The organism is Pseudomonas sp. TE12508 (assembly GCF_056279485.1).
Map to the genome: position 1 here is coordinate 1 of NZ_JBWCCN010000037.1, position 13,977 is coordinate 13,977.

The following is a 13,977-nucleotide window of genomic DNA, read 5'->3' on the forward strand; positions in this document are numbered from 1 at the left end:
GAACCACCTTCAGCGGCAACCGGGTCGAAACCGGTGGCGCGGACGGTGATCACTTTGACCGCAGCGTTCGACTGAACGGTAGCAATGGCGTTACCAGCGTAGATCGGGCGCTTGAAGGTGTCAGCGCTTTCGACCGAGATGATCTCGGAGATCTGGTCAACGTCCAGGTTTGCGGCAACGCGCGGCAGGATGTTTTTGCCGTTCGAAGTAGCGGCAGCCAGGATGTGGCTGTAAGCCTTGCCCAACTCTGCAACCAGCGGAGCAACGTTTTCCGGCAGTTGATGAGCGTAAGCGGCGTTATCGGCCACCAGCACTTTGGCCACGCCAGCGATTTTCGCAGCGGCTTCAGCCACGGCGCCAGCGCCCTGACCTGCAACCAGAACGTGGATATCACCACCGATCTTGGCGGCAGCAGCCACAGTGTTCAGCGTGGCCGGGGCCAGTACTTTGTTGTCGTGTTCAGCAATAACCAAGATAGTCATTTAGATTACCTTCGCTTCGTTTTTCAGTTTCTCGACCAGTTCAGCCACCGACTTGACCTTGATACCCGCGCTGCGTGCAGCCGGCGCTTCGACTTTCACGGTCTTGTTGGTGGAGGCGGTGGAAACGCCCAAAGCGTCCGGAGTCAGCACTTCGAGAGGCTTCTTCTTGGCTTTCATGATGTTTGGCAGAGACGCGTAGCGCGGCTCGTTCAAACGCAGGTCGGTGGTGACGATGGCCGGCAGTTTCAGGGAAACCGTCTGCGCGCCGCCGTCGATTTCGCGGGTCACGGCAACGCTGTCGCCGGACACTTCGACTTTCGAAGCGAACGTGCCCTGACCGTAGCCGCTCAATGCAGCGAGCATCTGGCCAGTCTGGTTGTTGTCGCTATCGATGGCTTGTTTGCCGAGGATCACCAGCTGAGGCTGTTCCTTGTCGACAACAGCTTTCAACAACTTGGCAACCGCCAGGGAAGTCAGATCTTCAGCGGATTCGACGAGGATGGCACGGTCGGCACCCAGAGCCAGCGCGGTGCGCAGTTGCTCTTGAGCGGTGGACGGGCCGATGGAGACGACGACGATTTCAGTCGCAACGCCTTTCTCTTTCAGACGTACGGCTTCTTCCACTGCGATTTCGCAGAATGGGTTCATCGACATCTTCACGTTAGCGAGGTCGACGCCGGAATTGTCCGCCTTGACACGAACCTTGACGTTGTAATCCACAACGCGTTTGACAGCTACAAGAACCTTCATGGATTCCTCGTTACTCTCCGGTGAAAAGAAAGTCGCCTAGGCGAACCTGGCGGTTGATGCTCATCGGCGCAAGGGCACCTCTAAAAACGCTGGCAGGTGTATCGGGTGAACGTTGCTCACGAGGCTGATAACCGTTCGTCAGTGGTGACCGACGAGTCATTCATTATCGCGGCGTGTAAACTGCGCGCCTGACCGCACTGCGCATCACCTTATACCGCCATCGCCCTGTCTTTAGAGGTGCTCTTGAAACCAACAGTCAGCCTACGGCGAGCGCAAAACCGACCGTATCTTGACCGGAACGCCTATTCCGGTCAATACGGCAAAATGGCCACTCATAAGCCGCGGTGACTTTGATTTATCTGGCTTTGAGCCAATTCAAACAAACGTTTGTATTGGACGCTAGGAGTGGTGTAGATATAATGCGCCACCTAGAGAGAAAGGTGAGTCATCCATTATCCCTTCCGACCGTTGCCGGAGGAAATAATGGATGCAACGCCAAACCTCCAATTAGAAAAAAACTGTTGAGCCTTGAGTAGGAGATAGCCTGTGGAACGCGAATACATGGAATTCGACGTGGTCATCGTCGGTGCCGGCCCCGCTGGCCTGTCCGCCGCCTGCCGTTTGAAGCAGAAGGCCGCCGAAGCCGGTAAGGAAATCAGCGTCTGCGTGGTCGAAAAAGGCTCCGAAGTCGGTGCTCACATCCTGTCCGGTGCCGTGTTCGAACCACGCGCCCTGAACGAACTGTTCCCGGACTGGAAAGAACTCGGCGCTCCGCTGAACACGCCAGTCACACGCGATGACATCTTCGTTCTGAAAAACGCCGACAGCGCGCAGAAGATTCCTGACTTCTTTGTGCCCAAGACCATGCACAACGAAGGCAACTACATCATCTCCCTGGGCAACCTGTGCCGTTGGCTGGCTCAACAGGCCGAGAACCTGGGCGTGGAAATCTACCCGGGCTTCGCCGCCCAGGAAGCACTGTTCGACGAAAACGGCGTGGTTCGCGGGATCATCACTGGCGACCTGGGTGTTGATCGCGAAGGCAATCCGAAAGAAGGCCTGTACACCCCGGGCATGGAACTGCGTGCCAAGTACACGCTGTTCGCCGAAGGTTGCCGCGGCCACATCGGCAAGCAGTTGATCAAGCGTTTCAACCTCGACAGCGAAGCCGACGCCCAGCACTACGGCATCGGCCTGAAAGAAATCTGGGAAATCGACCCGGCCAAGCACCAGCCAGGCCTGGTGGTCCACACCGCCGGCTGGCCGCTGGACATCATGGGCACCGAGAACACCGGCGGCTCGTTCCTCTATCACCTGGAAAACAACCAGGTCGTGGTCGGTCTGATCGTCGATCTTTCCTACAGCAACACCTTCCTGTCGCCGTTCGACGAGTTCCAGCGCCTCAAGCATCACCCGGTGCTCAAGCAATACCTGGAAGGCGGCAAGCGCATCAGCTACGGCGCGCGTGCTATCTCCAAAGGCGGCTTGAACTCGCTGCCGAAAATGGTCTTCAAGGGCGGCGCGCTGATCGGTTGCGACCTCGGCACCCTGAACTTCGCCAAGATCAAAGGCAGCCACACGGCGATGAAGTCCGGCATGCTTGCCGCTGAATCGGTAGCTGACGCACTGTTCGCTGACAAAGACGGCACCGAAGAGCTGACCCCTTACGTCGACGCCTTCAAGAAGAGCTGGCTCTACGATGAACTGTTCGCCAGCCGTAATTTCGGCCCGGCGATGCACAAGTTCGGCCCGATCATCGGTGCCGGTTTCAACTGGCTTGACCAGAACATCTTCGGCGGCAAACTACCGTTCACCCTGCACGACACCAAGCCGGATTACGCTTGCCTGAAACTGGCGGCCGACTGCAAGAAGATCGACTACCCGAAACCGGACGGCAAGATCAGCTTCGACAAACTCAGCTCGGTGTTCATCTCGGGTACCAACCACGAAGAAGAGCAGCCTTGCCACTTGAAGCTGGCCGACGCGAGCATTCCGATCGCCAAGAACCTGCCGATGTACGATGAGCCTGCCCAGCGTTACTGCCCGGCCGGCGTGTACGAAGTCGTCACCCAGGAAGACGGCGAGAAGCGCTTCCAGATCAACGCCCAGAACTGCGTTCACTGCAAGACCTGCGACATCAAGGACCCTGCACAGAACATCACCTGGGTGGCGCCGGAAGGCTCTGGCGGCCCGACTTACCCGAACATGTAAGTTGACTCGCTGAACATCAAGGCTCCCGACATGGGGGCCTTTTTGTTGCCCGAAATTAAGCCACACCACAAAACCAATGTGGGAGCGGGCTTGCTCGCGAAAGCGGTTTATCATCCAACATTGATGTCGACTGATACATCGCTTTCGCGAGCAAGCCCGCTCCCACAGGGGATCATCGTCAACTTAAGCAGCCCGCTCATCTCCGGGATTACGTTCGAAGTAACGCTTGTACTCGCGGCTGAACTGCGACGTGCTCTGATACCCCACCCGATGCGCCACCTGGGCCACGCCCAAGCCTTCGCCCAGCAACAACTGCTGGGCTCTGAGCAAGCGCAAACGCTTCAAATACTGCACCGGCGACAACAAGGTGCTGCGCTTGAAATGCTCATGAAACGTCGACGCACTCATGTTCGCGCAACTGGCCAGGGTCTCGACGTTCAGCGGTTCGGTGTAATGCGCATGCAGATGACTCAGGGACGCCGCGATCCGGGCGAACTGCCCCTGTTGTTCCACCAGCGCGCGCAATACATCCGCTTGCGGCCCCCGCAACGCCACGAACAACAATTCACGCAAACGCGCCGGGCCCATGATCTGGCATTCCAGCGGATCGTGCAGGCAGCGCAACAACCGTTCCACACAACCGCGCATGGCATCGTCGAGCACCGCCGAGGTCATGGACTCGGGCGTCTGTGCGGGAACCGTGCGCCCCGGTGACAGCCCCATGGCCAGCACCAACTCGCCGAGCATTACCCGGTCGATGGCGATGGAAACGCCCAGCATCGGGCCATCCGGCGCCGAAAACGTTTCGCACTCGAAGGGCACCGGCAACGCCTGAATCAGATAATGCCCGGCACCGTATTCAAGCGTACGCGGGCCCAGATACGCCAACTTGCTACCCTGGGCGATGATGACCAGGCTTGGCTCGTAGATTTGCGGGCCACGGGCCACATCACAACTGGCGCGCAAAACCTGCACCCCCGGCAATGCGGTGGGCGCGAAACCATCGCGAATGGTCAGCGGCTGGATCAGCGAAACCAGGGTGGCATTGGCATCGAGATGACGGGTCAACAACATGAGGGAGCTCTTCACAAAAGAAGTCACAAAAAAGTCGCGAAAAAAGGGATGAAAGCATCATCGCAGGTCTGAACGCCAATGCGACCAATCAACGGTGCATGCCGGAGGATTAGGCATGACACCCGGAGGAATCGCCATGGCCGGTCACCCGTGCGGCGCCCAGAATTGCTCGCCTCACCTGTCACCGCTTTTGCGAGGTTCACCATGTACACCGCCATCGGATACGCCGCTCAGTCAGCCACCACTCCCCTCGCCCCAATGAAATTCGAACGCCGCAGCCCACGGGCCGACGACGTTGCGATCGACATTCTCTACTGTGGCGTCTGCCATTCCGACATCCATCAGGCCCGCAACGAGTGGGGTATTGCTGTTTACCCGCTGATGCCCGGTCACGAAATCGTAGGCAAAGTTACCGCCGTCGGTGCGAACGTTACTAAACACAAAGTCGGCGACCTGGTCGGGGTCGGTTGCATGGTCGACTCGTGCCGTCACTGCGAAGCCTGCCAGGCGGATCTGGAGCAATACTGCCTGGAAGGTCCGACCATGACGTATGCCACCCCGGACCGGGTCGATGGCAGCAACACCATGGGCGGTTACTCCGACAGCATCGTGGTCAGCGAGCACTTTGTCGTGCGTATTCCGGAGCAACTCGACCCGGCCAGCGCCGCGCCGATTCTGTGCGCCGGCATCACCACCTACTCGCCGCTCAAGCACTACGGCGTCAAGGCCGGTGACAAGGTCGGGATTCTCGGCATGGGTGGCCTCGGCCACATGGGCATCAAGTTTGCCAAGGCGATGGGCGCTGAGGTGACGTTGTTCACCCGCTCGGCGAGCAAGGCCGAAGAAGGTCGTCGCCAAGGCGCGGACCACGTGATCGTGTCCACCGACGCAGAACAGATGAAAGCCGCCGCAGGACATTTCGATTTCCTGCTGGACACCATTCCGGTGCAGCACGACCTCAATCCCTACCTCGATACCCTGCGTTTCGACGGCGTACACATTCTGGTGGGCTTGATCGAACCGATCGATCCACCGGTGCATGCTGCCAAACTGGTATTGGGTCGTCGCGTGCTGGCCGGCTCGCTGATCGGCGGCATCGCCGAAACCCAGGAAGTGCTGGATTTCTGCGCCGAGCACGGCATCACCTGCGACATCGAAATGCTCGACATCCGCCAGATCAACGAGGCTTACACCCGCATGATTGCCGGTGACGTGAAGTACCGCTTCGTGATCGACATGGCGACACTGAAGGTTTAAACCTTCAAGCCAAGCTCCGCCGACAGCCGGGCTGTGACCCCTTTGATCAGGGGAATCAGCTCGGCCATTTTTTCCAGCGGCATGTACGGCACGGTGCTGGCGATGCTGATGCCGGCGACGATGCGCTTGCTGGCATCGCGGATCGGCGCCGCCACGCAGCGAATCGACGGTTCGTTGTCTTCCAGGTCGAAGGCGTACCCGCCAGCCACATACTCAATCATGCGCTGCTGAAACTGCTCCCAGGATTGCTCCGGGTGCTGCGGCCAGAACTGATTTTTCCCACCCACCGGCAAGCTGATTTCGTAAAGCCGTTGCCATTCTTCCTGCGTGTCATCGAGCATCAGCGCCTTACCGATCCCGGTACGCGCCAATGGCATGCGGTGACCGACCCGCGAACGCATTTCCGGACCGTTGCGCCCCGGATTCTTGTGCAGGTACAGCACCTCGTCACCCTCACGAATCGCCAGGTGAATGGTGTCACCGGTCAACGCCGACAACTCATCCAGATACGGCCCGGCCAACGTCACCAGTGGCAGCTCTTCACGTGCCTGGAAACCCAGCTCGATCAGTTTCGGCCCCAGCAGATAACCGACTTGCGGCACCACCCGCAAATAACGTTCATCCACCAGGCAGCTGGCCAGACGATGAGTGGTGCTGCGCGTTGTGCCGATCAGCCGGGCGATTTCCTTGAGATCGCGGGCGCCACTGGCCACGGCCTGAACCACACCCAAACCACGAAGCAGTGTCTGGGTGCCGGTCGGCGCGGCGTCCTTGGCGATTTTTGGGGCGTCTTCCTGCATATCCAGCCTTTACCGTTGAGCGAGTGAACGGGCGGCATTATGGTCGCCCGATGGCCGCAACTACAACTTGATACGCTCGACCTTGCCCACCAGCAACACGTAGGAAAGTGCACCCAACAACGCCAGAACCGAGATATAGGTAATCGCCGGGGCAAACGAATCACCCGAGGCGAGGAAACCGATGACGATCGGCGTGGTAATCGCCGCCAGATTGCCGATGAAATTGAACACCCCACCGGTCAATCCAAGCAAGCGCGCCGGGGCCAGGGTCGACACCAGCGACCAGGTAATCGAAGCCAGACCATTACCGAAGAAGGCCAGAGCGAGGAAGGCAATCACCAGCGGCGTCGATTCAACGAAATTGGCGCCGATGATCGAGGTGGAAATCAGCAGGCCGCCAATGATCGGCAACTTGCGGGCGAAACCCACCGTGTAACCGCGACGGATCAAAAAGTCCGAGAAGAACCCCGAACACAGTACACCGACGAATGCCGCCAGAAACGGTAGCGACGCCAGCAAGCCAGACTTGATGAAGTCCATGCCGCGATATTTCACCAGGTAGGTGGGGAACCACGTCAGAAAAAACCACAACGTCGAATTGAGGCAGAACTGACCGAGGTAAATGCCCCACAACTTGCGTTTGCTCAGGACAATCCCAAGGTCGACCCAGCTGAATTCAGCCTTGGTCTTCGCGGCTTCAGCCTGGATATCCACCAGCCCGCCACCCTCACGGATCAGCTCGATTTCAGCGTCGTTGGCGCCCTTGAAATCCCGTGGTTCGCGATACACCGCGTACCAGATCACCGCCCAAATGATGCCCACCGCACCGGTGCTGACAAACACCATGTGCCAGCCATATTGGTGTTGCAGCCACGCAAGTACCGGCGTGAGGAACGCCAGGCCGACGAACTGCCCGGAGGTGTAGAAACCAATGGCCGTGGCGCGTTCGCGCTCGGGGAACCAGGTCGTCACCACACGGCTGTTGATCGGGTACGCCGGTGCTTCCAGCGCACCGACGGCCATGCGCAGCACGAACAGCGCGATGAAACTGGCAGCGAAGCCGAGCATCACCGTGGCCAGCGACCACAGCAACAATGCGACGCTATACAGGATGCGCGGCGGCACCCGGTCCACCAGCCAGCCGCCGGGGATTTGCATGGCGGCGTAGGTCCAGCCGAACGCGGAAAAGATCAGCCCGACATGGATCGGATCGATGCCCAGGTCGCTGGTCAGCGCCGGGGCGGCAATCGACAGGTTACTGCGGTCCAGGTAGTTGATCACCACAGTGATGAACAACAGGACCATGATGAAAAACCGCTTGCGGCTCGGCGTCACCAACGACGCCTGCCCGGTGAGGGTTTGCGGTTGCATGGGGGGTGCCTCTTCTTATGTTTATTGAGGTCGATGTGAAATCGGGTTTGCCGCAAATCTCCCTGTCCATGGAGATCAAACTGTGGGAGCCAGCCTGCTGGCGATAGCGGTGTGTCAGTCACCAAGAATGCTGGGGGTGCCGACCAAATCGCCAGCAGGCTGGCTCCCACAGGGATTTGCGGTGGGTCAGGGAGAACTCACCACTCGGCAAAGCTGCCATCGGCATGGCGCCAGATCGGGTTGCGCCAGCGGTGGCCGACCTTCGCGCGTTCGATGACATACTCCTCGTTGATCTCGATCCCAAGGCCCGGGCCGTTGGGGATCTTCACGAAGCCTTTGTCGTAGTCGAACACCCGTGGATCTTTCACATAATCGAGCAGGTCATTGCTCTCGTTGTAATGGATGCCCAGGCTCTGTTCCTGGATGAACGCGTTGTAGCAAACCGCGTCCAGTTGCAGGCACGCCGCCAGGGCGATCGGGCCCAACGGGCAATGCAGCGCCAGTGCCACGTCGTAGGCTTCGGCCATGTTGGCGATCTTGCGGGTTTCGGTGATGCCACCTGCATGGGAAGCATCCGGCTGGATGATGTCGACGTAGCCTTCGCTGAGCACTCGCTTGAAATCCCAACGTGAGAACAACCGCTCGCCGAGGGCAATCGGTGTGCTGGTCAGCGGTGCCAGTTCTTTCAGCGCTTCGTAGTTTTCACTCAGCACCGGTTCTTCGATGAACATCAGTTTGTACGGGTCGAGTTCCTTCATCAGCACCTTGGCCATGGGCTTATGCACCCGACCATGGAAGTCCACGCCGATGCCGACATTCGGGCCGACCGCATCGCGTACGGCGGCGACGTTGGCCAAGGCCAGGTCGACCTTCTCGAAGGAATCGAGGAATTGCAGTTCTTCGGTGCCATTCATTTTCACCGCCGTGAAACCACGGCTGACCGCTTCTTTCGCAGCACGCGCAGTGTCCGCCGGGCGATCACCACCGATCCATGAATAAACGCGAATCTTGTCGCGCACCTGACCACCCAACAGATCGCTGACCGACACCCCCAGAGCCTTGCCCTTGATGTCCCACAACGCCTGGTCGATGCCCGCCAGAGCGCTCATGTGGATCGCGCCGCCACGGTAGAAGCCGCCACGGTAAAGCACGGTCCAGATGTCTTCGATGTTGCGTGGGTCTTTGCCGATCAGGTAGTCGGACAATTCCTCAACCGCAGCAGCGACGGTGTGCGCGCGGCCTTCGACCACAGGCTCACCCCAACCGGTCACGCCCTCGTCGGTTTCGACCTTGAGGAAGCACCAGCGCGGCGGAACGATGAAGGTAGTGAGTTTGGTGATTTTCATCTATTGCCTCTCTTATTAGATGCAGCGCTCGCAGCGCCAAAAAGTCTTAACGCAAAGCATTCCAGGCAGCGACATACGCCTTGGCGTTTACTGCCACTTGCTCAGGTGTCATACCCGGTTTGAACAACCCGGAACCCAGTCCGAAACCTTTGACGCCGGCATCGATAAACACCTGCATGTTGTCCGGCGTAATCCCGCCCACCGGCACCAGCACCGTCCCTGCCGGCAACACCGCCAGCCAGGCTTTCACAACGGCGGGGCCCATTTGTTCGGCCGGGAACATCTTCAGCACATCCGCCCCTTCGGCCAATGCAGCAAAGGCTTCGGTCGGCGTCGCCACGCCCGGCGACAGGAACAGCCCCGCCGCTTTCGCCGCGCGCAACACCTTGGCATCGCTGTGGGGCATGACGATCACTTGGCCGCCCGCCGCTTTCACGTGCTCGACCTGCTCCGGCGTCAGCACCGTGCCTGCACCGATCAGGCAATCGGCGGGTAAGGTACTGCGCAGGATGCGGATACTTTCGTACGGTTCGGGGGAATTAAGCGGCACTTCAATGACGCGAAATCCGGCCGAGTACAGGACTTCGCCGACGGCTGCCGCTTCTTGCGGACGCAGGCCACGCAGGATCGCGATCAGACCGTTTTGTGCCAGTGCTTGCTTGAGCATGTCAGACCTCCAGTCAGGTTTAACGGGATGGGGGTGTCGTGATCAGTCCGGCGGCGACCGCCAACTGCCACAACCCGCGTTCGGTGGCCTGCTCGGCCAGGGTCACCCGGGCAAAACCGCAGGCGTCGAGCGCCCGGCTGTAGCGGGCGCAGAGTTGGGCGTTGCCGATGAGGATGATCGACGGCAGATGGACGCTGTTGCGCCGACGCCGCTGAACGTTGGCCAGCGCCGCCAGTTCATGACCAATCAGCAAGCCCGACAGGTAGTCCGGTTGAGCCGTGGAGCTCAGTTCACCGGTCAGCCCCAGACTGCGGGCACTGAACAACGTCGACAGAGGACCGATCTCGCCGTCCGCCGACAGGGCCACCCGTACGCCGCGATCAAACGCTTCGCCATCGAAAGACCCGCCGCGCTGCTGAGTGCGCCCCAGAATGCTGTGTTCGCTGAGGACGGCGAAGACTTCGCCGGTCATGAAAGTATCGAAATGCACGATGCAGCCGTCGGCCACTTCCACCCATTTCGAATGGCTGCCCGGCAAGCCGATCAACAGATCGTTGCCCGCCCCGCTCGGCAGATTCTGCAACACGCCGAGGACCTGGGTTTCCTCGCCGCGCATCACGTTCGGCAAGCGAGAACGCTGAATCACGCCCGGCACGATGTGCACATCGACACCGCGAAGACTGCGAACTGTTTGTAGGGAAGTTCCGAGATTGGCGACGTTCGCCGGCGTGTCGCAGTAGGCCGCTTCGCGCCAGCCCTGAGCACTGCCGACCATGCCGCAAGCAATCACCGGCAAATCGGGCTGCGCGTCGAGCCAGTCACCGCACGCCTCATCGAAGGCCAATTCAAAACCGTCGGCACATTCCTGACCGGCGATGATTCGCGGCGTCTTGGGCAGCTGCATGATCCCGGACGACAGCGAGCGCTGTTCCAGCACCTGGCCACCGAAGCCGAGTTTGTAAGCACGTAATGAGGTTGTCCCCCAATCGAGCGCGATCAATTGCGCCAGCATCGCTTCACCTGTTTTGTTTTTTGGCAGTGAGTGAGCTGGACTATAAACCTGGACGAAGGCAAATCTCAATATATAAATATCAATCCCATATACTGGGAATCGCACAAAAAAAGATCGCAGCCTTCGGCAGCCCCTACAGATCGATGTACGACGCAATAGCGCGGTCGAACACAATCCCGTGTAAGAGCTGCCGAAGGCTGCGATCTTTCAGGAGATCAATTGCCCTCGGCAAAATCCCTTAACACCGCCCCATCCATCCGATACCGCACCCACTCTTCCTGCGGCTGTGCGCCGAGGGATTTGTAGAATTCGATCGCCGGTTTGTTCCAGTCCAGCACGCTCCATTCGAAACGGCCGCAGTCATTGGCGCAGGCGATTTTTGCCAGGTGGCGCAGCAAGGTTTTACCGGCGCCGCCGCCTCGTTGTTCAGGGGTGATGTAGAGGTCTTCGAGGTACAGGCAGTTGCTGCCCAACCAGGTGGAATAACTGAAGAAGAACACCGCAAAGCCGATCGGCAGGCCATTGCGCAGGCAAATCAGGCCATGGGCGGTGGCGCCTTCGCTGAACAGGCTGCGCTCGATGTCGGCGACGCTGGCGATGACTTCGTGGCGGGCACGTTCGAAGTCGGCCAGTTCAGTGATGAACGCGAGGATTTGCGGAGCATCGCTGGGGGTTGCCGGGCGGATTTCGATCGTCATGGACGTGCCTTGTGAAAAGTTGAAAACGCCATACTAAGTCCGCGCGCGGCGCTCGTCACATTTGATAGCAATGTGGCGAGGGAGCTTGCTCCCGTTCGGCTGCAAAGCAGTCGCAAAACTGGCGACGCCGATCTAACTGAAATACCGTGTCGTCTGGGGGTGGGGCTGCTGTGCAGCCCCGCGGGAGCAAGCTTCCTCGCCACAAAAGTGTTTCCACACTAAAGGACTTTTATGACCGCTATCGCTTTTGCGCCTCTGCATAATCTGGCCTCAATCCTGCTGCCCCACGCGCTGGAACCTGGCGAGGATGGCGCCCATGATCTGTCGCACTTGCGGCGGGTGTGGCACAACGTGCGCACGCTTCATGCGCAAGAAGGCGGTGATCTTGAGGTGCTGCTGGCCGCCGTGCTGTTGCACGATTGCGTGGCGGTAGAGAAGAACTCGCCGCAGCGCTCACAAGCCTCACGGCTGGCGGCACAGAAAGCTTCGACAGTTCTGATAGCAATGGATTGGCCTCACGCAAAAATCACAGCGGTCGCCCACGCCATCGAAGCCCATAGCTTCAGCGCCAACATCATGCCCATCACCCTCGAAGCGAAAATCATCCAGGACGCCGACCGCCTCGACTCCCTTGGCATGCTCGGCGTGGCACGTACCTTCTACATCGCCGGACGCATGGGCAGTGCGTTGTACGATCCGTTGGACCCAGAGGCAAAAGAGCGGGACTACGACGACAAGCGCTTTTGCCTCGATCATTTCCAGACCAAGCTGCTGCACCTGGCGGACGGTTTCCAAACGACCACCGGTCAGCGTCTGGCACAGATTCGCCACGAACGCCTGAAGGGTTTCATGGAGCTGTTCAAGGAGGAAATCGGCGTCTGCCCAGAGCATTACTCCGGTCTGCGCTAACCTTGAAATCGGTAACCACAGACCTATCATCGATACCTTGCGTGATAGATAGATGACATTCGCTTCTATCAGGTCAAGGAACGACTCATGTCTACCGCCGCCCCACCCGTCTCAAGCAGGTTGTTCAGTCTGTTCTGCCTCGCCAGCTATTTGTTGTCGTTGTCCTATGGCTCGACTTTTCTACTGTCGTTGCTCATTGGCTCTCGCGGTGGCAACGAACTCGATGCCGGCAGCGTGATTTCGGCGGCGATGCTCAGCACCTTTGCGGCGGTGATTATTTCCGGTCACTTGTCCGACCTGCTCGGCGCGGCGCGCTCCATTGCACTGTTCAGCCTCTTGCTGGTGGCCGCCAGCCTAGGATTTGCCTTGACGCCTGGCTTTGGCAATCTGCTGCTGTTTTTTGGACTGATGCTAGGGTTGGGCTGGGGCGTTTTCTACACGCTCGGACCGATCATCGTCGCGAGTCTGGTGACGCCTGCGCAACGGGCTAAATACTTTGCGCTGCTGTCGGGCAGCATGATGACCGGGATCGGCAGCGGTCCATTGTTGGGCCGCGCAGCCAGCGCTCTCGGGTATCCGGTGACGGCAGCGTTTTACCTCGCGGCGCTGGCCAGCCTGATCGGTGCTTTGCTGTTCTGGCGGCTGGATGCCCAGCTCAAGAAAACGCCCTCGGCATCAGCGTCAGTCGCACGAATATCCTGGCGCGCAACGGCTCGGGTATTGTCCTCCAGAGCCGTGTTCCCGATCATCATGGTCGGCCTCGGCGGTTGTGTATTCGGTGGTCTGTCGAGTTTTCAAACCAGTTACGCGGCGTCCCGTTCACTTGATTATTCGCTGTTCTTTTTCGGCTTCATGGGCGCGGCGATCAGCAGCCGAATGTTGATTGCCGGGTTCGTGGTCAAACGCGATCCATTGCGTGCCTCCTGCCTGTTGTCGGGCCTGATGATGGTTTCGATCCTGATGTTCGGTTTTGTCGTCGATGACGGATTCAGCTACGTGCTGGCGGCGATGATGCTCGGGGTGGGTTATGGGCTGACGTATTCGGTAATCAATGGCCTGGCGGCGAACGAAGCGCCGACCGGCACCACCTCGCAGGCCTTGTTGTTGTTCAGCCTGTCCTACTTCATCGGCGTGTTCGGCTTTCCGTTGCTGGCCGGCAGAATCATCGTCGAACACGGGATGGTGACGCTGTTGCTCACGGTACTGGCGGTGGCCCTGCTGAACTGGCTGATCACCGCAGGTCGGTTGATCTGGCGTCACGTCAGCAGGATCAAATCGTTGCAGCAGGCCTAGGGGGCGTTCTCAATGAGTTTCCCCGCCGCGCCGGGGAAACAGTTGTGAAGCCCCCCGGGCCACACGGGCGTGAACAGGCCCCCACAACACACGGGGAGGGCCAAAAT

12 protein-coding genes and 1 pseudogene are annotated in these 13,977 nt (G+C 59.3%); 4 read left to right on the forward strand and 9 right to left on the reverse strand.

The window, feature by feature from the left end; translation table 11 throughout:
- Both ACZ9IM_RS30270 and ACZ9IM_RS30275 read right to left on the reverse strand, forming a co-directional pair.
- Positions 1-482: pseudogene (locus ACZ9IM_RS30270) on the reverse strand (electron transfer flavoprotein subunit alpha/FixB family protein); the annotation flags it as partial.
- The gene (locus tag ACZ9IM_RS30275; RefSeq protein WP_007942046.1) at positions 483-1,232 is read right to left on the reverse strand and encodes an electron transfer flavoprotein subunit beta/FixA family protein; all 750 of its coding nucleotides are present in this window, start codon (positions 1,230-1,232) and stop codon (positions 483-485) included.
- 546 nt (positions 1,233-1,778) lie between these two features.
- Between ACZ9IM_RS30275 and ACZ9IM_RS30280 the strand changes: the two genes are divergently transcribed.
- Positions 1,779-3,443, forward strand: a complete 1,665-nt coding sequence (locus tag ACZ9IM_RS30280) for an electron transfer flavoprotein-ubiquinone oxidoreductase (protein ID WP_427625932.1) — start codon at positions 1,779-1,781, stop codon at positions 3,441-3,443.
- A 183-nt stretch (positions 3,444-3,626) separates the two neighbouring features.
- Here ACZ9IM_RS30280 and ACZ9IM_RS30285 read toward each other — a convergent pair whose 3' ends face one another.
- On the reverse strand, positions 3,627-4,517 hold the full coding sequence (locus ACZ9IM_RS30285) for an AraC family transcriptional regulator (protein ID WP_095055332.1): 891 nt from the start codon (positions 4,515-4,517) through the stop codon (positions 3,627-3,629).
- Between the two features lie 204 nt (positions 4,518-4,721).
- Here ACZ9IM_RS30285 and ACZ9IM_RS30290 point away from each other — a divergent pair, with 204 nt between their 5' ends.
- Positions 4,722-5,774: an NAD(P)-dependent alcohol dehydrogenase gene (locus ACZ9IM_RS30290; RefSeq protein ID WP_427625931.1), complete on the forward strand. Its 1,053-nt coding sequence runs from the start codon at positions 4,722-4,724 to the stop codon at positions 5,772-5,774.
- On the opposite strand, the gene ACZ9IM_RS30295 is transcribed toward ACZ9IM_RS30290, so the two are convergent.
- From ACZ9IM_RS30295 to ACZ9IM_RS30320, 6 genes are all read right to left on the reverse strand, one after another.
- Positions 5,771-6,574, reverse strand: a complete 804-nt coding sequence (locus ACZ9IM_RS30295; RefSeq protein ID WP_008012044.1) for an IclR family transcriptional regulator — start codon at positions 6,572-6,574, stop codon at positions 5,771-5,773. The two genes, ACZ9IM_RS30290 and ACZ9IM_RS30295, sit on opposite strands and share 4 nt — an antisense overlap.
- Positions 6,575-6,634: 60 nt before the next feature.
- Positions 6,635-7,945 (reverse strand): MFS transporter, encoded by a 1,311-nt coding sequence (locus tag ACZ9IM_RS30300; protein WP_476225823.1) that lies wholly within the window; start codon positions 7,943-7,945, stop codon positions 6,635-6,637.
- 197 nt (positions 7,946-8,142) lie between these two features.
- A complete protein-coding gene (gene dgoD, locus ACZ9IM_RS30305) occupies positions 8,143-9,291 on the reverse strand; it encodes a galactonate dehydratase (protein ID WP_476225824.1) in 1,149 nt (382 codons plus the stop codon).
- 46 nt (positions 9,292-9,337) lie between these two features.
- Entirely contained in the window at positions 9,338-9,958 is a 621-nt protein-coding gene (locus tag ACZ9IM_RS30310) for a 2-dehydro-3-deoxy-6-phosphogalactonate aldolase (RefSeq protein WP_476225825.1), read from the reverse strand.
- 19 nt (positions 9,959-9,977) lie between these two features.
- Complete coding sequence (locus ACZ9IM_RS30315; RefSeq protein ID WP_476225826.1) at positions 9,978-10,970, reverse strand: 2-dehydro-3-deoxygalactonokinase; 993 nt, start codon at positions 10,968-10,970, stop codon at positions 9,978-9,980.
- A gap of 215 nt (positions 10,971-11,185) precedes the next feature.
- Positions 11,186-11,668, reverse strand: a complete 483-nt coding sequence (locus ACZ9IM_RS30320; RefSeq protein ID WP_427625927.1) for a GNAT family N-acetyltransferase — start codon at positions 11,666-11,668, stop codon at positions 11,186-11,188.
- A gap of 231 nt (positions 11,669-11,899) precedes the next feature.
- Between ACZ9IM_RS30320 and ACZ9IM_RS30325 the strand changes: the two genes are divergently transcribed.
- Together ACZ9IM_RS30325 and ACZ9IM_RS30330 are read left to right on the forward strand one after the other, a co-directional pair.
- The gene (locus tag ACZ9IM_RS30325; protein ID WP_476225827.1) at positions 11,900-12,577 is read left to right on the forward strand and encodes an HD domain-containing protein; all 678 of its coding nucleotides are present in this window, start codon (positions 11,900-11,902) and stop codon (positions 12,575-12,577) included.
- An 87-nt stretch (positions 12,578-12,664) separates the two neighbouring features.
- A complete protein-coding gene (locus ACZ9IM_RS30330; RefSeq protein WP_476225828.1) occupies positions 12,665-13,870 on the forward strand; it encodes an MFS transporter in 1,206 nt (401 codons plus the stop codon).
- Positions 13,871-13,977: the final 107 nt, after the last annotated feature.